We start from the raw sequence: 23,255 nt of genomic DNA, 5'->3' as shown, positions 1-23,255 counted from the left end.
AATTTTATTAAAAATCAAATTATACAATAACTTAACGAAAATAAAACTTTTGCAATTTATAAGAAACACTAAGTTATAATCGGTATTATTATTTTAAAAGGGTGCTTATGAGGAGATTGGTCTGTCTTGTTTTATTTATTTCGTCTTGTTTAAATGCTGCGTATTTGGAGGAATCTGTTTGGAAAAATGGAGAAACATTTCTTGATTTTTTAAGCAAAAATTCTCTACCATCAAGTATCTATTATGATTTAGACGGAAAAGATAAAGAACTTGCGACTGAAATCATTGCAGGTACGAAGTTTCAGATACTACGAGATGATAATGACAAAATCGAACAAGTTTTGATACCTGTTGGAGAAGAGATAGAACTGCACATCGAAAAAAGTGCGGATAAGTACATTTTGACAACTACTCCCATCGCATATCAAACCAAAGAAGAAACTTTGACGATTGATATTAAAACATCTCCCTATCAAGATATCATCGATGCGACACACAATTATTTGCTCGCTCATGAATTTATTCAATCTTACAAAAAAAGTGTTAATTTTAAATATTTGAGAAAGGGCGATAAACTCGTTATCCTTTACACCAAAAAAATACGATTAGGGCAACAGTTTGGATCACCAACAATCGAAGCTTCTATGGTCGAGGTACGAGGAGAGCGTCATTATGTCTTTTTGTATAACAAAAATAGATATTATGATGCACATGGAAGAGAAGTGGAAGGATTTTTCTTAAGTTTACCAGTGCACTATACCCGAATATCAGACCGCTTTACCTATAAAAGATGGCATCCTATCTTGCATCGTTATCGCGCACATTTAGGGATTGATTATGCAGCTCCTAGAGGCACTCCTGTCAAAGCAGCACGCGCGGGTCGGATTATATTTGCAGGGCGAAAAGGTGGGTATGGTAATACCATCATCATCGCGCACGAAGGTGGATATAAAACACTCTACGGTCATCTTAAAAAGTTTAAAAGAGGGATCAAACGGGGAAAACACGTCAAAAAAGGTCAAGTTGTGGCTTATGTGGGATCTACGGGTTTGAGTACCGGACCACACTTGCATTTTGGTCTTTATCGTGGTTCTCTTGCGATTAATCCTGATAGTGCCATCAAATTAGTCAAAAGTGTCCTCAGCGGCAAGAAAAAAGAGGACTTTTTAAAATATACGGCCAAAGTTAAAGAGAATATTAACTTGGCATTGACAAGCCATAAAGAGCCTCCAAAAGAGAAGAAATTCGACTATATTGTAAGATTACAAATGAAAGACAAATTCGTAGAATAAGGATTTTTCGTGAATGAAGAATTTGAAAAAAACATCGATATCCTTAATGATTTCATTGCTGATAAAAATGACAGTGAAATCTCTGCGACCGAATTAGCAAAAATTCTCAAGAATATCAAAAAAAATGATGAAGAGCTATTTTTTCAGTATCTTGAAAAAATGCCAAGCGATATCTTGGGTGAAATCGTCCTGGAACTTCCGGATCGATTTTTAAAAGAAATTATCGAAAATGTTCCTAAAAACAGCCTCAAAGAAGCCATTGAAGAGTTGGAAAGCGATGATGCTACTGACTTAATCCAAGATATTGAAGATGTAGATAGCGAACAAGCCAAAGAGATTCTCTCCTTTTTGGACAAAGAAGATCAAGAAGAAATCAAAAAACTAAAGCGCTATGATGATGAACAAGCCGGTGCATATATGCAGACGGAGTTGTTTATGGCAACGTATGATGAGCGTATACAAGATGCTTTGGAACGATTGAAACAAGAAAAAAGAGAGGGTATCTTAGAAAATATTCACCACACCTTTATTATTGATACTCTGGGTCGATTGATGTTTACGATTACGTTAGAAGATCTGATTTTGTTCGATTTTAACAAAACATTTCGAGAAGAGCTCAAAGATAAAGAAGATGAATTTCAACCCAAATATGTCCAAGATACCGATGAAATCGATGAGATTGTCCATATTGTAGAAAATTATGACTTGACGAGTTTGCCAGTAGTGGATAGTAACCATAAACTTCTCGGTCGTATTACGTCTGATGATATTCATGATCTCGTGCAAGAGAGAGCCACAGAGCAGATCTATGGACTCGCCGGAGTTGATGATGAAGCCGAACATGAAGAAAATATCACAGAAGCAGGAAAATCTCGTGCATCGTGGTTATTTGTGAATTTGTTGACAGCAATTCTTGCTTCCATTGTTATCGGATTATTTGATAAGACACTACAATCTTATGTAGCACTAGCGGTTTTGATGCCGATTGTCGCGTCCATGGGAGGCAATGCCGGAACACAGACCTTGACGATTATGGTGCGTCAATTAGCGCTTGGCGAGGTAGATTTTCAAAATGCCAAAGAGGCGCTTTGGAAAGAGTTGATTCTCTCCTGCGTTAATGGCTTACTCTTTGGTATCATTATGGGGTTGATTGCTTTTTTCTGGTTCAAAGATTGGCGCTTGGGGTTGATTATTGCCTCATCGATGCAGATCAATTTACTCCTAGCCGGATTGGTTGGTGCGGGGATTCCGCTTCTTCTAAAACGTGTTGGGATTGACCCGGCTATTGGGAGTACTGTGATTTTGACAACCTTTACCGATGTGGTAGGATTTTTTAGTTTCTTGGGTCTGGCCTCACTCTTTTTACTCAAATAAAATCAAACGTTAATCAATCAATCTTTTGGTGATATTATCATAGGTCTCAATTCTTCGATCCCTCAAAAATGGCCAAATTTTTCTCACTTCAGCACAGCGTAGCATATCGATATCTTGTAGGAGGATACACTCTTTTTGAGCGTCTGCCTGTGCTAGTATTTCCCCTTGTGGCCCACATACAAAAGAGTTGCCCCAAAATCTAATACCATCGAGTGCTTGATGATTATCGAACTCTTTGCCGACACGATTGACAGCGATGAGTGGTAAACCATTGGCGATGGCATGACCTCGTTGTATGCCTATCCAAGCATCAAGTTGGCGTGCTTTTTCTTCTGGAGCGTCTTCATCAAACCATCCTATAGCGGTGGGGTATATTAAGATTTCAGCCCCCGCCAATGCCATCAAACGTGCCGCTTCAGGGTACCATTGATCCCAGCAGATTAAAACACCCAGTTTGCCCACACTAGTTTGAATTGGTTGGTATCCTAGATCACCGGGTGTGAAATAGAATTTTTCATAAAATCCCGGATCATCTGGGATATGCATCTTTCTGTATTTTCCTGCGATTTGGCCATCTTTTTCAAATACGACAGCCGTATTGTGATAGAGCCCTTCTGCGCGTTTTTCAAATAACGAGCTGACGAGAACGACGTGGTTTTCTTTGGCAACATCAGACCAAAATCGGATATCTTCTTCCCAATTATCAGCAAGATCAAAGCATTTGACATCTTCGTTGATACAAAAATAGCGATCTTGATGTAACTCTTGTAGAATGACAAGTTCTGCCCCTTGTTTCGCGGCGGATTGAATCATGGCTTTTGTCGTCTGTATGGTTTCTTGTTTTGATGGATGGTTGGCGTGTTGGATTAAAGCGATTTTTAATGTGGTTTTGTTTGACATTATCGAGCCTTATTTGAACTTTATTATGGGAATATTAGCATAAAATTTTATCAAAGCAAATAAATTTAAAACCATTATTATGAGAATGATTATCAATTTAAGAGGGTTTTAATTTATTTTTGCTATGATTCTTTTAATATTTAACTGAAGGATTAGAAAACTAATGAAAACAGTATCTGATATGAAAATATCTGAAAAAGCTATTATCAAGAAGATTATAGCAAAAGAACCAATAAAAAGTAGACTCTTTGCGATGGGCATCGTCAAAGGTGCCGTTATTAAAGTTTTAGAATACACATTGGCAAAACAAACATGGGACATCGTGAGTAATAATACAAAAATTGCGTTGAGAGAAGAAGAAGCACGTGGGATCATAATTGATGAATAAAAGTATCAAAGTTGCCATTGTAGGGCAACCAAATGTCGGGAAATCTTCGATTATCAACTCCATGGGGAATGCCAGTTTACATGTTGGAAATTTTACCGGAGTGACAGTCGAGAAAAAAGAGGTTTTCTTAAAACGCGATTTATATGATATTAAGATGACCGATTTACCAGGAATTTATTCGCTCAATGCCTACACGCCAGAAGAGCAAGTGGCCAAGAATTTTCTCCTTCATGAAGAGTATGATATCATCCTAAATGTCGTCGATGCCAATACACTCTCAAGAAATCTGATTTTTACGCTACAACTTTTGGATATGCATAAAAAGACTATCTTAGTGTTGAATATGATTGATGAGGTTGAAAAAAAGAGTCACTTTTTAAACAAAGAAAGCTTGGAAACGCTCTTGGGTATTCCTGTGATTTTAACCTCGGCCAAAGAGAATCGAGGTGTTGAAGAGATCACGACACAGATTATAGCACTGAGTAAAAAAGAGCTGATTAAAAATAAAGTATTTTATGATGAGCGTATTGAACAACGTATCGAAAATTTAGCAAAAATATTGAGAAAATCACCACATTTTAAAGATTATGATTATTCGAGATTTTTAGCGATTCGCTTGTTGGATCGTGATGAGAGTGTCTATAAAATGATACATGATATGCCCATTTTCATTGAAGCGCATAATGCATTGGAAAAAATGTATAAAAACTTGGAAAATGAGTTTGATGAAGAGAGCACGATTGATATCTTTTCTAATCAACGAGCGGCCATTGCTTATGATTTACAACGACAAACATTGAGTTTGGATGATGATGAAGTGAGCTTGAGTGAAAAAATCGACAATATTCTCATCCATCCGATCCTGGGGCTGCCGATATTTTTATTTTTTATGTGGGCGCTGTTTCAGCTTACCTTTGAGTTGGGTAACATTCCGATGAATCTCATTGACAGTGCTTTTTCTCAGACTGCAAATTTTTTGGCAGGATTTCTGCCGCAGGGAATTTTTAATTCGATTTTAACCGAGGGAATATTGCCAGCAGTTGGTGCTGTGGTGATGTTCTTGCCTAATATTTTAATCCTCTTTTTTGGACTCAACCTTTTAGAACAAACCGGTTACATGAGCCGTGCGGCTTATTTGATGGATGGATTTTTGAAACGCTTCGGATTGCAAGGTAAAGCCTTTATTCCACTTGTGAGTGGTTTTGGTTGTACGGTACCCGCTTACATGGCTGCACGGACGCTAAAAAATCCAAAAGATCGCATTATTACGATGCTGGTTTTGGGGTTTATGAGCTGTGGGGCGCGACTTCCGATTTATGTTTTGATTATTGCCGCATTTTTTTCTAACTACAATCCAGGAAATATCTTGTTTTATATCTATATCGGTGGTGCACTTTTGGGTTTGATTGTCGCGAAAGTACTCAGAGTGGTGTTGTTTAAAGGCGAGCCAGAACCCTTTGTAATGGAGATGCCACCGTATCGTTTCCCTTCCGGAAAAGCGCTGTTTATGGATCTTTGGAACAAAACACGGATGTTTCTAAAAAAAGCAGGAACTTTTATCGCTCTAGCTTCCATGGTCGTTTGGTTTTTAAGCTCTTATCCTAAAAATATGGAACTCTCTCAAAGCTATAACCAAAAAATCGAAATGACTCAAAACCTCGAATCAAAAAAAGCGTTGATTAACACCTTAAATGCCAAATTGCTCGAGGGGAGTTTCTTGGGGCAAGTCGGTAAGTTTATTGAGCCAGTATTTAAACCATTGGGTTTTGATTGGCGGATGAGTGTTTCTGTAATCGCAGGACTTGCTGCTAAAGAAGTAGTGGTCTCTACGATGGGAACGTTGTATGCAGTAGGCGGTGCCGGTGAGGCCAATCAGGGGCTGATTCAAAAGATGCAGGAAAATGTGGATTTTAAAGCAGCCTTTGCTCTGATCATCATCGTCATGATCTATTCTCCTTGTCTGGCTGCGATGAGTACATTTTATGCTGAGGTTCCACAATGGGCTTGGCGAACGTTTTATACAATCTATCCGAATGTCGTGGCGTGGCTTTTGGCTTATGCTTCCTATAAAATCTTGTCTTTGATGGGTTATTAAGTAATTCTAGTATAGAATATTGAAACTATCATGTTTCAAATATCTATGCTAGAACCAAAATCTTGATAGTTGATCTCGCCATTGGCGAAGCTTTAGTGAGAGGAATTTTCAAGAAGCTGTACTTCTTGAAAAGGAGATTTATAAATGAAATTAAGCGAATTAGAAAAAGGCCAAAAAGCCCTGATCAATAAAATCAATTTAAAACAAGAGATTAAAGAGCGATTGATGTCTATGGGCATCTGCATTGGAGCAACTATCAAAGTTTGTCGAAAAACCCTCAATCAGGACTCTCTTCACGTGACACTCGATTGTGCAGCGTGTCTTGCTCTGAGCCGTGATGAAGCTGCATTTATTGAAGTCACGCCTGTTGGCGGCAATGGCTTTGGATTTAGAAAAAAATTTAGGGGTGGCAACAGAGAAAGATGCTGTGAAGCCCTTCAAAATGAAGTGGCGGCCGAAAACAAAAATCGGCCTTGATATTATTTTGTATTGACATTTTTATGGGGTATGGGACACTCATTTAGCTCAAGATCATCATATGGGTCAAGATGTATGTTGATAACCCAGTCATATTTCAAATCAATTTCTTTGATTTTATCCTCGACACGATCCCCGGCATAATGCGCTCGCAGTAGTGACATAGTCGGATCTAAGACAAGGTGGACATCCACAAAGTTGATGTTACCGGCTTTTCGTGTTTTGAGCAGGTGATATCCTGTAATCTCTTTTTCAGATTCTATGATGGTTTGTATCTTCTCTACCAGATCCTTTTCAAGCGCGACATCTAGCAGGACCAAAACGCCCCCTTTGATAATCTCATAAACCGAATAAATAATATATAAAGATATCATGATACCCATAATGGCATCTATGAGATAAAACTGTGTGAAATGAATCACGACCAAGGAGATTAAAATTACGCCATTGCTATAGACATCGGTTTTGTAGTGCAGGGCATCGGCTTTGATGACCATATTGTCGGTTTTCTTTGCAACATAGTTTAGAAAAATAACCAATCCAATAGTTAAAACAAGGGAGATGACCATAACCCAAATGGATGAATCAAGATGGGTTAATATTTCATGTTCAAATGTTTTTTTGACAGATTCATAAAAGATAAAAACACCGGATAGCGCGATAATCGTACCTTCAATTACAGCAGCTAAAGCTTCAATTTTGCCTTTACCATAATTAAAATAGACATCTGCTGGTTGTTCTGATTTTTTGATGGCAAAGTAGTTAAAAGCAGAAACAATAAAATCTAGCATCGAATCGATGGCACTCGCCAAAACTGCTACAGATCCACTGATGACTCCGATTGTCAGTTTGATGACGATGAGGACAATGGCGGTAACACTTGAGACGATGGTGGCTTTTTTTTGTAATGACATGGTAGTTACTCCGTGAGTTGCGGTGCTAAAATAAGCATCATGAGTTTGTTGGATTGGAATTATAACAAAAATAGTTCATACTTGCACAATGCAAACTACCGTGTTCTCGTATAAAAACTCTCGCATCGACTCCAATAACATCTCGATTTGGGAAAAAGCCTTGTAATGTTCCAAGAACTTCAGCATCTTGTGGATCATCATAAGTAGGGACAATGAGTGCATTGTTGATGAAAATAAAATTCAAATACGTTGCAGGCAATCTATGGTTTTGAAAAAATTGTGCTTTTGGCAGGGGTAAAGGCAAGAGATCAAAGCCCGTTTTTTTCAGCTCTTGTTCCATCAGTGCTAAAGCATCATGATGCGTATCAGCCGTATCATGACAGGCTACGTAAGCGATGGTTTTTGGGTCGATGAAACGTGCGAGTGTATCGATATGCGAATCCGTATCATCACCTTCTAATCCGCCATGTTTTAGTACGATAAGCTCACGCGCACCTAATAATGTTTTGAGCTTTTTTTGGATTTGTTCGGGTGAATATTGGGGATTTCGGTTTTGGTTATAGATACAATTCTGGGTACTTAAAATCACGCCATCGCCATTACTATCGATACTTCCACCTTCTAAAACGAAGTCTATCGTCTCCATTGGTGTGGCATCAAAAAGTCCCGTTTTTTGAAGTTTTTGATTGACACGATTGTCTTTTTGTGCATCAAATTTTCCACCCCAGGCATTAAAAGTGAAGTCGTAGAGTTTGAGTTTTTGATTTTCATACGCACCGATGATACCAAAATCTCGAATCCATGTATCGTTGAAATCAATCACTATGGAGGTTAAATTTTGTGATGGCTCAAGATAAGTGTTGAGCGCTTGTTGGTCTTGACAAAGTACCACGCATCGTTGATATGGTAACAACGTACGTATGAGATTGGCATAGGCGAGACGAATCTCATGGATGCTGTGTTGCCAATCACTTTGGGGATATGGGAAGACGAGTAAGATAAATTCTTGTTTTTCCCATTCTGCTGGCACTCTTATTGACAAATTTTATCCTTTTTTCGGTATTATATTTTAATTTTAACATAATGAAGGGCAGAATATGTTTAAAAAATGGCAAAAAAAGAGTATCAATCAGATTAATATCTATGCTATCTTTTTTGCCGGTATTTTTGCCTTTGCTGCGGCATTTATTGTGATTTTCAATGAATATTTGGATTTTAATCGAGAAATCGTTCAAATCGAAAAAGATTTCATGCAAAATCAAAAAAACGACATTATCCGCAAAGTCAGGGTTTTAGAGAATCTTATTATTTACAACGCTCAAAATTTCCAACAACAAGAGCGCTTTGAAAAAAATCTCTCCAGCATGGGGCGTGTGATTTTAAATACCAAAAATGAACAAACCAACTTTTTTATCTTTGATGACACAAAAAGAATTGTGTGCAACTCAAAAAAACAACGTTTTTCTCCCGCCATCAAAGAATCAATTTTTGAGATTGCCGCCAAAGGGGGAGGGTTTTTGAATATCCGTATCGAAGCACGCGAGTATTTGGTCTATATTAAAAGATTTAAAAGCCGAAATCTCGTATATGGCGGGGATGTGAGCTTGGATGATTTCAACAAGGTTATTGATGCCAAGCGCGTGGTTTATCGTAATAAAATCTCGGGTTTTATTCTCAAAATCGTCTCATTGACTTTTTTATTGTATCTTCTCAGTATCATAAAATACCGCTACTATACAGAGAAATTGACAAAAGAATTGAAATACATTACGGATTCTTTCAAGGTGGCCTCACTCAAATATCAGCCCATTGACCGTCATCATATTGAATTTTACGAATTTGATCAAATTGCCTTGCATGCCAATGCCATGATTGATAAAATTAAAAATAAAAATAGGGCACTTGAGAGCCTCAATGAGGATTTGGGTAAACTTGTCGAGAAGAAAACAGCAGAGCTGACTAAAGCGATGGAAAAACAAAAAGAGTTATTGCATTATCAAGAAAAATTTGTACGAAATGCCATACATGAGATCAATACGCCCCTTTCAATTATTTTGATCAATATTGAACTGTATAATTTAAAATTTGACAAAAATAGCTACCTGACCAATATCGAAGCAGCAGTGAAAGTCATCGAAAATATTTATGGAGATCTTAGCTATATTGTCAAAAAAGATCGCGTTGTTTATGAGCGAAATATGATTGATTTTTCATTATTTGTTGCGAAGCGCGTTGAATATTTCCAAGATGTGGCTCGGGGTAATGATCTGAAAATTATTGCCAATATCGAAGAGGATATTTTTATTTTATTTAATGAAGTCCAATTGCAACGCCTCTGTGATAATAACATCTCAAATGCTATCAAATACAGTTTTGCCAATGAAATTATATCTGTGAAATTATACGCGCAAGAGAATTTTTTTGTTTTTGAAATCACCAATAAAGGAGATTATATACAAAATGTTGATAAATTATTTGAGAAATTTTATAGAGAAGATAAGGCACGAGGAGGTTTTGGTTTGGGCTTGAATATTGTCAAAGAAATTTGTGATGTCAATGGTGTCAAAATTGCCGTGACTTCACAAGAAAATGTCATTACATTTCGATATTTTTTCAATGGAGCATTGAGTTGAAAATTTTACTTTTAGAAGATGAGACAATGCTACGCAATTCGATTCGTGAGTATCTTGAATCATTAGGTCATGAGATTGCGTGTTTCTCTAATGGTACCGAGGCGTATGAGGTGCTCAAAAAAGAGCGGTATGATCTTTTGCTTTTGGATATCAATGTGCCAAAACTCAATGGTTTAGAGCTTTTAGAGGCATTAAATAAAACCAAACATGCGACGACGACGATCTTCATCAGTGCGATGATTGACATCGAAGATATCAGTCATGCGTATGAGTTGGGAGCTGCTGATTATCTCAAAAAACCCTTTCACCTCAAAGAGTTAGCGTTCAAAATCAATCAGATTAAAAAAGAGCAAAATGCGAGGGAATTGCAACAAGTTGTTTTGAGTAAACGTTACAGTTTCTCAAAAGAAAAACAATTGTTGTTTTACAATAACAGCGCGCAAACCTTGACAAAAAAACAGTTGCAAATTTTGACACTTTTGTCGCAAAACCTTGGTATTGTCGTGGATTTTGAGAAATTTAGAAGTTTTGTCTGGAAGGATGAGCCGGTTGATAATGCCACAATACGTGCAGAGATTAGCCGCCTTAGAAAATCTTTAAAAGAAGATTTTATTGTCAACATGAAAGGAGTGGGGTATAAGATAGAGAAATATTTTGTATGAAAATGTGCTACTTTTTTTCACATTAGCCTAAAAAAAGAGAGACTAAGGGGAAAGTGGCGGGTAATGCTATGGAAATGCTACGAAATTTTATTATTATGTATGGATAAAAGATAAGATAAATTAACGTGAATAAGGAGCGATATATGTCAGAAATTTTTGAGCCAAATCGAGAGTTTAGCCGAAAAGCACGCATCAAAAATATGTGTGAGTATAAAGAATTGTGTTATCAGGTTGATGATGACTATGAGGGATATTGGGATAAACTTGCCAAAGAAAAGATCGACTGGTTTGAGCCTTATGACAAAGTGTTGGACGAGAGTGAAGCACCTTTTTATAAATGGTTCGTCGGCGGTAAACTGAATGTGACGCATCAGTGCATCGGAAGACACCTGAAAGAGCGAAAAAACAAAGCTGCAATCATCTGGGAAGGTGAAGATGGCACGCGACGAATTATCACTTATTTACTTTTATATTATCGCGTCAACCGTATGGCAAACCTTTTGAAAAACCAGTTTGGCATCAAAAAGGGCGATCGCGTCGTTTTATATATGCCTATGATTCCTGAAGCGGCCTTTGCAATGTTGGCATGTGCTAAAATTGGAGCGATTCATTCGGTTGTTTTTGGTGGATTTTCAGCAGAAGCGCTAAGAGATCGTATTATCGATGCAGAGGCGAAGTTAGTCATCACTGCCGATGGTGCTTATCGACGTGGGACTCCATATTTATTAAAACCAACAGTTGATACTGCACTAGAAGAGGGTTGTGACTGTTGTAGTAAAGTTTTGGTTGTAAAACGAAACTTTGAAGATATTGATATGGTCGCAGGTCGTGATTTTGTTTACAATGATCTAATCAAAAATGAATCCCAACATTGTGATCCTGAACCGATGGATAGTGAAGACCCACTCTTCTTGCTTTATACTTCAGGAAGTACCGGAAAACCAAAAGGGGTACAACACTCAAGTGCCGGATATATTCTATGGGCGCAATATACGATGGAGCATGTCTTTGATGTCAAAGAGAATGATACCTTCTGGTGTACTGCCGATGTGGGTTGGATTACAGGGCATACGTATATTGTTTATGGTCCACTTGCGATGGGTGCGACGACGATTATGTATGAGGGCGTACCACTGTATCCAAATGCCGGTCGCTGGTGGGATATGATAGAACAACTTCGTGTCAATCAATTTTATACCGCACCTACTGCCATTCGTCTTCTTCATAAAGTGGGAGCCGATGAGCCAGGCAAGTATGATCTCAACTCCTTGAAGGTCTTAGGCACCGTGGGTGAGCCGATCAATCCTGATGCATGGATGTGGTATTATAATGAAATCGGTGGCGGACGATGTCCGATTGTGGATACGTGGTGGCAAACAGAGACCGGTGGTCATATGATTTCACCACTGCCAGGAGCGACTCCGATTAAACCAGGAAGCGCAACGTTCCCATTGCCAGGAATCAAAGCAGAAATCATTGATGAAGACGGGAATCCGACACCTGTAGGTGAAAAAGGTTTACTTTGTATCACAAAACCTTGGCCTTCAATGATTCGTACCATTTGGGGTGATCCCGATCGCTTTGTCAAATCCTATTTTGGAGATTGTAAAAAAGATGGCAAACCTGTTTACTTCTCAGGAGATGGTGCGATGTATGATGAGCAAGGCTACATCACTATCACAGGACGAACCGATGATGTGGTCAATGTCTCAGGACACCGTATGGGAACAGCAGAAGTTGAAGCGGTCATCGCTCATGTTGAAGGCGTTGCTGAAGTTGCAATCGTGGGTAAACCTGATGATATCAAAGGGGAGAGCCTGTTTGCTTATATCGTCTTAAAAGATGAGATGGAAGCCGATGTCTTGCAAAAAGCAATCAATACTGAAATCGTTAAAGAAATCGGACCGATTGCAAAAGTCGATTCTATCCTCTTAGTTCCGGGACTTCCGAAAACAAGAAGTGGTAAGATCATGAGACGATTATTGCGCACCATTGCTAAAGGAGAAGCGATAACACAAGATATCTCTACTCTTGAAGACCCAAGCATCATCACCAAAATAGAACAGCTATATAAAGGAAATTAAAATGAGAAATCATAAAGTTATAGATATCAAGATTACGTATGAGCCTGAAAATATGGATAATGTTAAAGATTTGGAAAGTAAAGTAGAAAAATTTTTGGAGAGTATTAAAGGGACCAAAGGTGTCAAAATACAAGCCAAAAGACATAATGTCAATGTTGATATTATGCTAGATGAATACGGTATGGAAATCGGCTAATCTATCCAGGGCAGTGCACTATTTTGTGCTGCCCTTACTCTTTTTGTAATTTTTCATGATGCCATAAAGCGTAATCATGATCCAAAAGACCTCTATTAGAAATGACCCCAGATTAAAATGTACGATGAGTGAAATAATCAAGAGCGTGGCCCCTGATAAATTTAACAATTGAAATCTTGTTGAGCTGTTGGTGACTTGATTCGTTTGCAATAAAAAATAGGCATAAACGATAAAAATCATACCGATAAAACCAATCCATTGATAAATATCCAAAATTACTCCTTTTTTTAGAGCGAAAATTATAGCACAACATGTTACAATTAAAATAAAAAAGTGATTAAAATGGAAAAAATACTCATCATTAATACCGGTGGCACTTTCAATAAACGATACAACCCTCTTAATGGAGCATTAGAAGTGCCTCATGATAACATTGCGTTGGAAGGTATCTTGCAATACTTTCCCAATCTACAGTATGAATTAAAAGGCTTGATTTATAAAGATAGTCTTGAAATGCTAGATACCGATCGTGAAATTTTAGCCCAATATATCTTGGCTTCTTCTTTTACCCATATCATGATAGTCCATGGCACGGATACGATGGACCAAACCGCTCAATTTTTAGAAAAGGTTGTTGCGGATAAATGTATTGTTCTAAGCGGAGCGATGGTACCTGTGAGTATTGACAAAACTGAAGCAACTTCAAATTTCGCTACGTCGATTGGATATTTGCTCAACGCTCCAAAATATGGAGTTTATATCGGGATGCACGGTCTGGTGGAACCCCATCAGCATGTTTTTAAAAATAGAAAAATCGGTGTGTTTCAAAGAACGTAATCTCTATGGAGATTACGTATTATCCGATATTGGTATAAACAGCTTGGACATCATCGTCATCTTCTACTCTTTCGACGATTTTTTCTATCTCTTCAAGTTGTTCTGGCGTAAATTTAACAGGATTGTTGGCAATACGCTCTAGTGTTGCTTTTGAGAGTTCAATATGTAGCGCTTCAAATGCATGAGATAAGTTTCCAAAATCTTTATAATCTCCATGCACCAAGACAATGCCATCTTCCTCTTCGATTTCTTCAAGTCCGGCATCAATCAGTTCTAATTCTAGCTCTTCTAAGTCCATATCCTCAGTTTTTTTAAATTCAAATACCGATTTTCTTGAAAACATAAAGTCGAGTGACCCATTGTTGAGCATTTCGCCACCGGCTTTTTTGAAATTATTTTTGACTTTCGCCACGGTTCGTGTTGGATTATCGGTAGCGCATTCAACAAAAAAGAGTGAGCCGTGTGGTCCTTTGCCCTCATACGTCACTTCGCTCATGTTAGCGAGGTCTTTGCTGTCCGCACGTTTTATGGCTGCTTCGATGTTGTCTTTTGGCATATTTTCTGCCTTGGCATTGAGTATGGCCGTCCTTAGCTTGGCATTACTCTCAGGATCAGTTCCGCCTTCTTTGGCTGCCATTGTGATGGATCTGCCTAATCGTGGAAATACTCTGGACATATTTCCCCATCTTTTCAGTTTTGCTGCTTTTCTATACTCAAAAGCTCTTCCCATATTGTAAAGTCCTTGTATTTTTTTGGTATTATACTATTTGTTTTATTTGGTAAATCTAAAGCAATGCAGGAGTAGTGAAATGTCTAACAAATCAAGACGTCTTTATAGATTACATGATATTGAGAAAATGTTAGTATTTTTCCCTATATTTTTTATCCTCTTATTGTCTATTATCTCTTTTTTAGTGGCTTCTTTTATTTTAGATTTCAATAAAAATTCACAACTTGATTTGATTTCACAAAGAGCAAAACTCCAAAGCAGTTATGAAAATAACAAAAAATTACTCGATTATGTTGATAACAATCTCAATAAAGTGCATACCTATTTTAAAAATATTGAAAAAAAACTAATGTTCAACGTCGCTCAAATCCGAGGTACTATCAATGGTCTTTCTGCTCAGAACAATCATCCAACCGTGGCACAGCTAACACCATATTTAGAGTCAGTTGAACGACAAGAGCACATCCATTTTGTTATTTTTGAAAAAAATACTTATAATGTCATTTATGGGTTGAATACATTAAAAAATATACAAAAATTAATTTTTAACAATTATAATAATCCAAGATCCCTTCAATTGACGATTTTATACATCTCTTCACAGGGTGATAAAAGTAGTTTTTATTGGAAAAATGACGATACCAAAAGTATTCAAGTGAATTATTTCGAACTGGATAAAAAAACAGATTGGTTTATTGGAGCGTTTTCGATTACAGATAATCTCAAAAAATTTACGGCCAAAACACTGTTTCACGCCATAGGAAAAGAGACCTCTACACAAGCCCACCAATATTTTTATTTTTATGATTATAATGAACGATATTTTTTCAATATCTTTAATCAAAAAAAATGGCACAGCATCAAAGATGTCTTACCAAAGTTGAGCCCAAAAGAGGCGCATATGATTCAAAGAATCAATCAAAAACAGAGTCGGGAAAATACTCTTTTTAAAAATTTTTATGATTTTTACCAATACAGTTTTGGTGTGGGAATCAAAACAAAACATCATCAAATAGTCGATCGGTATCTTGCAGAGAAAAAGAAAATCCAACAAGTCTTCCAACATCGCAAAACACTGGTGGGTGTCATCATTTTAATTTTTACCGTTATCTTTTTGATTGCATCGGTGAGTTTTAGTAATTTTATCAAAAAAGTTTTCTCTTCATATAATAAAAGATTTGAAAACAAAAATAGATTATTGCAGATTTGGAAGGAGCGCTATGAGCTCGCAATCATCGCCTCAAACGATGGATTGTGGGATATTAACTTTAAAACGGGAAAAATCTTCTTTTCCAATACGTGGCTTGAGATGTTTGGATACAAGCGGGGTGATATTGACTCCTATGATGCTTGGCTAGAATTAATTCACAAGGATGATCGCGATAATGTCGAAAAGATCATGAGCGAACATAAACGGGGTCTTCGTGATCATTTTATCGCAGAATATCGTATCAAGACAAAACTCAATCGTTACCGATGGGTATTATCTCGAGGCAAGATTTTTTATGACGAAAAACACCAACAAGAACGCTTGGTCATGATGGCGATGAATATAGTCGATCGTAAAAGAATCGAAAAAACACTTGATGATACGTGGCTTTTGATGCGTGAGGGGGATATTGTCCTATTTCGCTGGAATAATGATGCGTATCTGACTGTGACTTTTGCGTCTGAGAGCATTGCCAAATTTGGATATGTTCCAGATGATTTATTGCAACAGAGCATGATGTACACTGATATTATCTATAAAGATGATTTGCCAATAGTCATGCAATCTTTGCAAGAGCATATTGCTAACCATCAAGAGGGATTTTCTTGTATTTATAGGATTTTGAAAAAGGGAACACAAGAGTTGCGCTGGGTCTTTTCTCATGCGATTTTCATCAAAGATGATTTTGGAAATGTCACGGCACTGTATGGATATATTTATGATATTACGGCGATTAAACAAAGCGAACAAGAGCTGGAACTCAAAGTCAAAGATGAGGTTGCTAAAAATATCGCAAAAGACAAATTATTGGTGCAACAAAACAAACTAGCCGCCATGGGTGAGATGATTGGTGCTATAGCCCATCAATGGCGTCAACCGCTCAATAATATCTCCCTGATTTTGCATTTTATTCGGGATAATTATGATAATCAAAAACTCAGTCATGATATGATTAGTAATTATATCGATAAAGGTAAAAAACAGATTGATTATATGTCTCATACGATTGATGACTTTAGAAATTTTTATAAACCTTCAAAAGAGCGTGCTACGTTTGATCTCAAAAAGACCTTGCTCGCCATCAAAGAGATTGCCAGTTCGGATTTAGACACAAAGGCCTTTAACATTCAGATAGATATCGAGGAGGCGACACTGTGCAGTTTTGAAAATGAGTTTAAACAAGCGATCTTGAATATTATCTCCAATGCCAAAGATGCGATTTCACAGAAATTAGAAAAAGACAAGACTTTTCAAGGTATCATCGATATCTTTGGAAGACAGCATCATGATAGTTATGAAATCATTATCGCCAATAATGCCGGAGCCATAAAAGAAGATATAATGGACCGAATGTTTGAACCTTATTTTACGACAAAGTTTGAAAAACAAGGCACGGGTATTGGGTTGTACATGACGAAGATGATTATCGAAAATAGTATGCTAGGGACAATTGAGGTGCATAATATCGAAGAGGGTGTCGAATTTAAGGTTATATTGCCCACACAGGAGGAATCGTGAAAAAAAATGTCACAAGAGTTTTATTGGTGGAAGATGAAGCAGATGCCAGAGAGATTTTGAGCTTTTATCTCAATACAATCTTTGAAGATGTGGTGACTGCGGTCGATGGTGCGATTGGTTATGAAACGTTTCAAAAAGAGTTAGAAGCTGGGAAAACATTTGATTTGGTGCTCACTGACATCAAAATGCCCAACCTAAATGGTATGGATATGATTGAACAAATGTTGGCATTACGAAAAGAGCAAAAATTCATCATCGTATCGGCGTATAAAGATGAAGAAAAGCTATTGAAGTCCATCAACTTTAGAGTATTGGGCTATTTTTTAAAACCCATCAATGTTGATAATATGATGAAAATCCTGAGCAAAGCGAAAGAACAAGTGCTCAAAGAAAAAGAGCAATCTTTGATCTCCGATGCCATTGTTATCAATACGCATTACACCTATTATCCAAAGCGCAAACTCCTGTATTGCGATGATGAATGGGTGAAATTATCCAAACAAGAGACGCAACTTTTAGATATTTTAGCCAACAATATAGGAAATATCACAACCATTGAGACATTTAAACTCGCGTTATGGAATGATATCAATAAATCAGATGTGACGTTTCGGACGGTCATGAAGCGTTTAAAAGACAAAATTGGCAAAGAAGATTTTATACTCTCACTCAAAGGTCAAGGTTACATGATTGAAAAAAAGTAGTCAAAAAGTAACACTTCAAAAAAAATTACATATAAAACAACAATTTTGAAACTATTTTGAAATTATGATGTTATACTCTCTTTATATCAAATAAGGAGATTACATGATTAAGAGCAAAATTCTCAAAAGAGTTTTAGTGACAACTGCAGTGATTGCGTCTATGGCAGGTAGCCTAAATGCAGCCCAAAAAGAGCATCGATATATCATCGCTACGGCAAGTACTGGGGGAACGTATTATCCTGTTGGTGTCGGTATTGCAACTATTGCAAGTATTAAACTGGCAAAAAAATATGGCATCACTTTTTCGGCAATCACGAGTGCGGGAAGTAATGAAAATATTGATATGATGGATAAAGGTGAAGCAAAATTTGCAATTTTGCAAGGTTTGTTTGGTTCTATGGCATGGCAAGGAAAAGGTCTCTATAAAGGAAAAGCGAAAAAAAATCTAAGATCAATCACGATGTTATGGCAAAATGTCGAGCAATTTACCGTCTATAAAAAATATGCCAAAACGGGCAATATTATGGATTTAAAAAATCTCTACGGTGAAGGTTTCTCATCCGGTGGTAGAAACTCAGGAAGTAGAACTTCTTCTGAAACTATCATGAGCTCTTTGGGTATTGATTATAACAAGATGGATGTACAATATCTCGGGTACACTCCAAGTTCTAATGCCCTTCAAGATGGAAAAATCCAAGGGATGAATACACCAGCGGGTACACCAACGAGTTCTGTTACCAATGCCTATGCTACTATTGGTGCAAAAAATTTAGCTATCTTAAACTTTACAGCAGACGATCTTAAAAAGATTGATGATAACTATCCGGTATGGACTCCATTTACTATCAAAGCCGGAACATATCCCGGACAAACCAAAGATGTACATACTATCGCACAACCAAATCTTTTGGTCGTGACCGCAGATACTCCAGAGCAAACAGTGTATCTTTTGACAAAAACGATTTATGAAAACCTTCCATTTTTACATTCCGTTCATAAAGCAACTTTAGTCATGAGTTTGCAAAAAGCAATCGACGGTCTCCCAATGCCACTTCACCCAGGTGCTGCAAAATACTACAAAGAGATGGGGCTTAAAATCCCAGCAAGACTAATAGCAAAATAGTCAATCAGGCATGGTAGCTTCTACCATGCCGCAACTTTTATATAAAGGTATTTCAAGATGAAAAGAGAGTCTCTTAACAAGTTTATATTTGTCTATGCAATTTTTATATCGCTGTTCCACTTTTATCAAAATATTTGGGGAGGGATGAGTAATCTCTGGTTCAATGCCGCACATTTCTCACTTCTAGCCTCACTTGGCTTTTTGACCTTCCGTGCCTCCAAACATTCCGATCAAAGTAGGGTACCGATTTATGATATTATTCTTGCTATTTTGACATCAAGTGTTGTTGTATACATGATGTTTTTTGAGCAAAGCCTCTATACTGTCGCACACAGTAATATGCGGCCATTTGACTTGATTTATGCAACACTTGCGATTTTGTTGTCTTTAGAAATTTTAAGAAGAACCACGGGGTATATTATTCCGACTATGATTATCATTGCCATTGGTTACCTCCTCTATTTTGGGACTCTGCTAGATGGTGTCTTTGCATTTAGAGGGATGAGTGTCGAGCGATTTTTATATCGTATGTATTATACTGGCGAGGGACTTTTTGGTTCTATTGCAACTATATCAGCGACTTATGTCTTTATGTTTATACTCTTTTCTGCCTTTTTGATGAAAAGTGGTGCGGGAGATTTCATCGTCGATCTCGCTTCTGTGGCCACTTCAAAATTCAAAGGGGGCTCCGGACACGTTGCTCTTTTTAGTTCCGCTCTTATGGGAACGATTTCAGGAAGTGCTGTGGCCAATGTCGTCTCAACGGGCTCCATTACTATTCCGATGATGAAAAAATCAGGATTCAGACCGATGTTCGCGGCTTCAGTGGAGACGAGTGCGAGTACGGGTGGTCAGATTATGCCACCGATTATGGGGGCGGGGGCTTTTATCATGGCACAGATGACACAGATTGCCTTTTCTACGATTATCGTGCTTTCAATTTTGCCTGCGATGTTGTACTTCATCTCAATCTCTTTTTATATTCATATTCATGCTAAAAAACACAATATTGTTTCAGAAGATGTTAATAAAAGAGCATGGCCGATTGTTCGTGAGGGATTTCACTTTTTGATTCCTATTGGTACTTTAGTTGTCTTGTTGATTTATGGTTTTACCCCAACGTATGCGGCGGGAATCTCTATGGTTGCGATTGTTTTTTCATCGTATTTGACTAAAAATAAAAGAATGAGTTTTCGATTGATTTTAGAAGCATTAGCCGATGGTTCCAAAAATATGGTGGTGACAGGGACCTTATTGGTGAGTATTGGAGTGATTGTTGGTGTGGTAAATATCTCAGGTATTGGCGTTACTTTTTCACAGTTGATTATGGAATGGTCTCACAATAGTCTCTTAATCGCACTTTTATTGGTCTCTATTGCGGCGATAGTCTTGGGTATGGGCTTGCCAACGACGGCTTCTTATGTGGTTTTGGTTGTCCTCTCCGCTCCGGCTTTAGTAGGCTTGATGTTAGACCCTGCGACGGCTGCACTTTTGAGTGCGGGTGTGAATGTCCCTCAAGCGACGATGTATCTTTTGGCGGCACATTTGATGATTTTTTGGTTGGCGCAAGTCTCTAATTTGACGCCACCGGTTTGTTTGGCTGCGTTTGCGGGTGCTGCGATTGCTGAAACACCACCGATGCAAACAGGCTTCAAAGCACTCTCAACGGCCAAAGCCTTTTATATTATGCCCTTGTTGTTTGCTTTTAGTCCTCTAATCACAGGAACATGGCCAGAACGATTTGAAGTATTTGCCTTTGCCATACCGGGATTTTTAGGAGTAGCCGCCACGACAGAGGGATATTGGGATATGAAGATGACGATTTTAGAGCGAGGATTATTTGCGGTCGCAACGTTTTTCTTACTCTTCCAAGATCAAGTTTTTAATTGGACCAGTTATTTTGATTTGGTACAAGATACCAATATACTGGGAGTGATTATCATGATAGTAGCATTTATTTTACACAAAAGACGATATAAAAAGAGTCTAAAAACTGCTACAATTACGAATGAGTAAATGTCTAGAACATTCGGGGGGATGTCAATATGTATGATTATGTTGTGATTGGTGGGGGAATTATTGGATTAAATATTGCACGCGCACTCAAAGAAAAACAAAAGAGTGCCACTATTGCAGTGATTGAAAAAGAAGAAGATGTCGGTATGCACAGTAGTGGCAGAAATAGCGGCGTCTTACACGCGGGATTTTACTATAGTGCCGATTCCCTCAAGGCAAAATTTACCAAAGAGGGCAACGCGAGGCTTCAGACTTTTTGTGATGAACGTGGACTGCGTATCAATAAATGCGCCAAGGTCGTCGTCGCCCAAAACGATGATGAAGTCGAGGGTTTAGAAGAGTTAAAAAGAAGAGGGGATGTCAATGGTGTTGCTTTAGATTGGTTGAGCGATGAAGAGTTAGACGCGCGATATCCCCATCTCAAGACCACAACAAAGGCGCTATTTTCACCTACTACTGCGACGATTGACCCCAAAGAAGTCACGCTTGAATTCAAAAAATATATTCAAGAGATGGGTGTGGAGATCATGACAGATACGGCCTATGTGAAGCGAACGGATACGCATGAGATTCAGACGAGCAAACGAATACTTAGATTTAGAAAACTCATCAATTGTGCGGGATTGTATGCCGATAAAATCGCCAAAGATTTTGGTTTTGCTCACAAATATGTCATCATTCCATTTAAAGGAATTTATCTCAAAGATAAAAAAAATATCTGTGGACTTACGACCAATGTCTATCCGGTTCCCAATCTCGCCAATCCTTTTTTGGGAGTGCATTATACGTATGCGGTTGAAAATGCTAGTAAAATCGGCCCCACAGCGATTCCTGCTTTTTGGCGGGAAAATTATAAGGGCTTTGCGAATTTTAATATTTTTGAGATGGCTCAAATCCTGTTTTATGAAGCCAAATTATTTTTTACGAATGCTTTTGGGTTTAGAGCGCTTGCTGTAAGTGAAGTGAAAAAATACTCCAAATCCTATCTTCTAAATCTTGCAAAAGGACTGACGAAACCACTTGATATGAGTGGATTTACGACATGGAGTACCCCGGGTATCAGAGCACAACTTTTAGATACGACGACGCTGGAACTGGTTCAGGATTTCGTGGTTGAAGGCGATGATGTGAGTATTCACGTACTCAATGCAGTCTCTCCGGCTTTTACCTCTTCGATGCCATTTTCTGAGTGGGTTGTGGATCATTATGTGATAAATAAATGAGATTTCTCCCTGTCATTGCATTTTTTGCGCTTGGGATTATCTGGGGCAGCAATTTTATCTACATGAAATTGGCAGCTCATTTGATTAGTCCGATGCAAGTGGTGTTTTTTAGGATACTTTTTGGGTTTATTCCGGTACTTTTGTATGCGTATTATTCAAAAGTTCTCTCTTTATCGCACTTGAAGCATTTTAGGCATTTTATTATCATGGCATTGCTTGCAGCGGTTATATATTATTTTGGTTTTGTCAAAGGCTCCTTTTTGCTGCCATCGGGTGTAGCCGGTGTACTGAGCGGTGCGATACCGCTTTTCTCGTTTTTGCTTTCCATCATATTTTTAAAAGATGAAAAAACGGATAAATTTGGTTTCTTAGGATTGCTGCTTGGGTTTTTAGGGGTTGTCACCATCAGCGGTATTTTCACCTGGCATGTGGAATCTCTTAGTATAAAAGGTATCGTTTATATGCTATCTGGCTCACTTAGTGTTGGGGCATCGTTTGTTTATGCTAAAAAATATATCATGCCGCTCAGGATTCCAGTAGTCGCACTGACAACATATCAGTTGGGGTTTGCATTGCTTATATTGCTCTTTATTACAGATTTTGATGGTATCAATCGTGTGTGGAGTGATGCCAATACTGCGGTGGGTTTAGTGCTGGGTTTGGGGCTTTTAGGTACAGGCTTGGCCTATATTATCTATTATTATCTGATTGAGAAGTTCGGTTCCATCAAAGCCGCTTCGGTTACATATTTACCGCCGGTTGTGGCGCTTTTTATCGGTGTTGTTATCGTAGGCGAAGATATAAACTGGGTCGATTATATCTCCGCAGGGTTGATCTTTTTAGGAGTCTATTTTATCAATAGAAAAAAGAGCCGATAAC

General features: G+C 37.9%; 21 protein-coding genes. 16 read left to right on the top strand and 5 right to left on the bottom strand.

Features of this window, described 5'->3' with window-relative positions:
• Positions 1-107 precede the first annotated feature (107 nt).
• Positions 108-1,292, top strand: coding sequence for a peptidoglycan DD-metalloendopeptidase family protein (locus tag SFB89_RS08040; protein ID WP_331774169.1), 1,185 nt, complete (start codon positions 108-110; stop codon positions 1,290-1,292).
• A gap of 9 nt (positions 1,293-1,301) precedes the next feature.
• A complete protein-coding gene (mgtE, locus tag SFB89_RS08035; protein WP_331774168.1) occupies positions 1,302-2,666 on the top strand; it encodes a magnesium transporter in 1,365 nt (454 codons plus the stop codon).
• Between the two features lie 9 nt (positions 2,667-2,675).
• On the opposite strand, the gene SFB89_RS08030 is transcribed toward mgtE, so the two are convergent.
• Positions 2,676-3,566, bottom strand: a complete 891-nt coding sequence (locus SFB89_RS08030) for a carbon-nitrogen hydrolase (protein ID WP_331774167.1) — start codon at positions 3,564-3,566, stop codon at positions 2,676-2,678.
• A 163-nt stretch (positions 3,567-3,729) separates the two neighbouring features.
• On the opposite strand from SFB89_RS08030, the gene SFB89_RS08025 reads away from it, so the two are divergent.
• From SFB89_RS08025 to SFB89_RS08015, 3 genes are all read left to right on the top strand, one after another.
• Entirely contained in the window at positions 3,730-3,954 is a 225-nt protein-coding gene (locus SFB89_RS08025; protein WP_331774166.1) for a FeoA family protein, read from the top strand.
• A complete protein-coding gene (feoB, locus tag SFB89_RS08020; protein ID WP_331774165.1) occupies positions 3,947-6,049 on the top strand; it encodes a ferrous iron transport protein B in 2,103 nt (700 codons plus the stop codon). Before SFB89_RS08025 ends, feoB begins: the two co-directional genes overlap by 8 nt.
• 144 nt (positions 6,050-6,193) lie before the next feature.
• Positions 6,194-6,526 carry a FeoA family protein gene (locus SFB89_RS08015; protein WP_331774164.1) on the top strand — a complete coding sequence of 111 codons (333 nt, stop codon included), beginning with the start codon at positions 6,194-6,196 and terminating at the stop codon, positions 6,524-6,526.
• Positions 6,527-6,528: 2 nt separating this feature from the next.
• On the opposite strand, the gene SFB89_RS08010 is transcribed toward SFB89_RS08015, so the two are convergent.
• Positions 6,529-7,440, bottom strand: a complete 912-nt coding sequence (locus SFB89_RS08010) for a cation diffusion facilitator family transporter (protein ID WP_331774163.1) — start codon at positions 7,438-7,440, stop codon at positions 6,529-6,531.
• Between the two features lie 37 nt (positions 7,441-7,477).
• Positions 7,478-8,482 (bottom strand): agmatine deiminase family protein, encoded by a 1,005-nt coding sequence (locus SFB89_RS08005; RefSeq protein ID WP_331774162.1) that lies wholly within the window; start codon positions 8,480-8,482, stop codon positions 7,478-7,480.
• Between the two features lie 55 nt (positions 8,483-8,537).
• On the opposite strand from SFB89_RS08005, the gene SFB89_RS08000 reads away from it, so the two are divergent.
• The 4 genes from SFB89_RS08000 to SFB89_RS07985 all read left to right on the top strand — a co-directional run bounded on the left by SFB89_RS08000 (position 8,538) and on the right by SFB89_RS07985 (position 13,015).
• A complete protein-coding gene (locus SFB89_RS08000; protein ID WP_331774161.1) occupies positions 8,538-10,073 on the top strand; it encodes a sensor histidine kinase in 1,536 nt (511 codons plus the stop codon).
• A complete protein-coding gene (locus SFB89_RS07995) occupies positions 10,070-10,735 on the top strand; it encodes a response regulator transcription factor (RefSeq protein WP_331774160.1) in 666 nt (221 codons plus the stop codon). The genes SFB89_RS08000 and SFB89_RS07995 overlap by 4 nt, the downstream gene beginning before the upstream one ends.
• A gap of 143 nt (positions 10,736-10,878) precedes the next feature.
• Positions 10,879-12,819: an acetate--CoA ligase gene (gene acs / locus SFB89_RS07990; RefSeq protein ID WP_331774159.1), complete on the top strand. Its 1,941-nt coding sequence runs from the start codon at positions 10,879-10,881 to the stop codon at positions 12,817-12,819.
• Between the two features lies 1 nt (position 12,820).
• Complete coding sequence (locus SFB89_RS07985) at positions 12,821-13,015, top strand: hypothetical protein (protein WP_331774158.1); 195 nt, start codon at positions 12,821-12,823, stop codon at positions 13,013-13,015.
• Positions 13,016-13,033: 18 nt separating this feature from the next.
• On the opposite strand, the gene SFB89_RS07980 is transcribed toward SFB89_RS07985, so the two are convergent.
• A complete protein-coding gene (locus SFB89_RS07980; RefSeq protein ID WP_331774157.1) occupies positions 13,034-13,288 on the bottom strand; it encodes a CBU_0592 family membrane protein in 255 nt (84 codons plus the stop codon).
• Positions 13,289-13,357: 69 nt separating this feature from the next.
• Between SFB89_RS07980 and SFB89_RS07975 the strand changes: the two genes are divergently transcribed.
• Complete coding sequence (locus tag SFB89_RS07975; RefSeq protein ID WP_331774156.1) at positions 13,358-13,852, top strand: asparaginase domain-containing protein; 495 nt, start codon at positions 13,358-13,360, stop codon at positions 13,850-13,852.
• A 19-nt stretch (positions 13,853-13,871) separates the two neighbouring features.
• Here the strand turns inward: SFB89_RS07975 and SFB89_RS07970 are convergent, their stop codons facing one another.
• Complete coding sequence (locus SFB89_RS07970) at positions 13,872-14,582, bottom strand: YebC/PmpR family DNA-binding transcriptional regulator (protein WP_331774155.1); 711 nt, start codon at positions 14,580-14,582, stop codon at positions 13,872-13,874.
• Between the two features lie 79 nt (positions 14,583-14,661).
• On the opposite strand from SFB89_RS07970, the gene SFB89_RS07965 reads away from it, so the two are divergent.
• The 6 genes from SFB89_RS07965 (at position 14,662) to SFB89_RS07940 (ending at position 23,254) form a co-directional block, all read left to right on the top strand.
• Entirely contained in the window at positions 14,662-17,310 is a 2,649-nt protein-coding gene (locus tag SFB89_RS07965) for a PAS domain-containing sensor histidine kinase (RefSeq protein WP_331774154.1), read from the top strand.
• A complete protein-coding gene (locus SFB89_RS07960; RefSeq protein WP_331774153.1) occupies positions 17,307-18,014 on the top strand; it encodes a response regulator transcription factor in 708 nt (235 codons plus the stop codon). Before SFB89_RS07965 ends, SFB89_RS07960 begins: the two co-directional genes overlap by 4 nt.
• A gap of 103 nt (positions 18,015-18,117) precedes the next feature.
• Positions 18,118-19,137 (top strand): TAXI family TRAP transporter solute-binding subunit, encoded by a 1,020-nt coding sequence (locus tag SFB89_RS07955; protein WP_331774152.1) that lies wholly within the window; start codon positions 18,118-18,120, stop codon positions 19,135-19,137.
• A gap of 57 nt (positions 19,138-19,194) precedes the next feature.
• Positions 19,195-21,153, top strand: a complete 1,959-nt coding sequence (locus tag SFB89_RS07950; protein WP_331774151.1) for a TRAP transporter permease — start codon at positions 19,195-19,197, stop codon at positions 21,151-21,153.
• A 29-nt stretch (positions 21,154-21,182) separates the two neighbouring features.
• Complete coding sequence (lhgO, locus tag SFB89_RS07945) at positions 21,183-22,376, top strand: L-2-hydroxyglutarate oxidase (protein WP_331774150.1); 1,194 nt, start codon at positions 21,183-21,185, stop codon at positions 22,374-22,376.
• Positions 22,373-23,254: a DMT family transporter gene (locus SFB89_RS07940; protein WP_331774149.1), complete on the top strand. Its 882-nt coding sequence runs from the start codon at positions 22,373-22,375 to the stop codon at positions 23,252-23,254. Before lhgO ends, SFB89_RS07940 begins: the two co-directional genes overlap by 4 nt.
• Position 23,255 lies beyond the last annotated feature (1 nt).

Source organism: Sulfurospirillum sp. 1612 (genome assembly GCF_036556685.1).
GTDB lineage: Bacteria > Campylobacterota > Campylobacteria > Campylobacterales > Sulfurospirillaceae > JAADIZ01.
This window is presented reverse-complemented; position numbering and strand designations above follow the sequence as displayed.

Coding starts and splice junctions, on each gene's coding strand:
- feoB (WP_331774165.1), top strand. CDS start 3,947: ATGAATAAAAGTATCAAAGTTGCCATTGTAGGGCAACCAAATGTCGGG.
- SFB89_RS07950 (WP_331774151.1), top strand. CDS start 19,195: ATGAAAAGAGAGTCTCTTAACAAGTTTATATTTGTCTATGCAATTTTT.
- SFB89_RS07985 (WP_331774158.1), top strand. CDS start 12,821: ATGAGAAATCATAAAGTTATAGATATCAAGATTACGTATGAGCCTGAA.
- SFB89_RS07975 (WP_331774156.1), top strand. CDS start 13,358: ATGGAAAAAATACTCATCATTAATACCGGTGGCACTTTCAATAAACGA.
- SFB89_RS07970 (WP_331774155.1), bottom strand. CDS start 14,582: ATGGGAAGAGCTTTTGAGTATAGAAAAGCAGCAAAACTGAAAAGATGG.
- SFB89_RS07955 (WP_331774152.1), top strand. CDS start 18,118: ATGATTAAGAGCAAAATTCTCAAAAGAGTTTTAGTGACAACTGCAGTG.
- acs (WP_331774159.1), top strand. CDS start 10,879: ATGTCAGAAATTTTTGAGCCAAATCGAGAGTTTAGCCGAAAAGCACGC.
- SFB89_RS08040 (WP_331774169.1), top strand. CDS start 108: ATGAGGAGATTGGTCTGTCTTGTTTTATTTATTTCGTCTTGTTTAAAT.
- SFB89_RS07940 (WP_331774149.1), top strand. CDS start 22,373: ATGAGATTTCTCCCTGTCATTGCATTTTTTGCGCTTGGGATTATCTGG.
- SFB89_RS08025 (WP_331774166.1), top strand. CDS start 3,730: ATGAAAACAGTATCTGATATGAAAATATCTGAAAAAGCTATTATCAAG.
- SFB89_RS08015 (WP_331774164.1), top strand. CDS start 6,194: ATGAAATTAAGCGAATTAGAAAAAGGCCAAAAAGCCCTGATCAATAAA.
- SFB89_RS07965 (WP_331774154.1), top strand. CDS start 14,662: ATGTCTAACAAATCAAGACGTCTTTATAGATTACATGATATTGAGAAA.
- lhgO (WP_331774150.1), top strand. CDS start 21,183: ATGTATGATTATGTTGTGATTGGTGGGGGAATTATTGGATTAAATATT.
- SFB89_RS08030 (WP_331774167.1), bottom strand. CDS start 3,566: ATGTCAAACAAAACCACATTAAAAATCGCTTTAATCCAACACGCCAAC.
- SFB89_RS08010 (WP_331774163.1), bottom strand. CDS start 7,440: ATGTCATTACAAAAAAAAGCCACCATCGTCTCAAGTGTTACCGCCATT.
- SFB89_RS08000 (WP_331774161.1), top strand. CDS start 8,538: ATGTTTAAAAAATGGCAAAAAAAGAGTATCAATCAGATTAATATCTAT.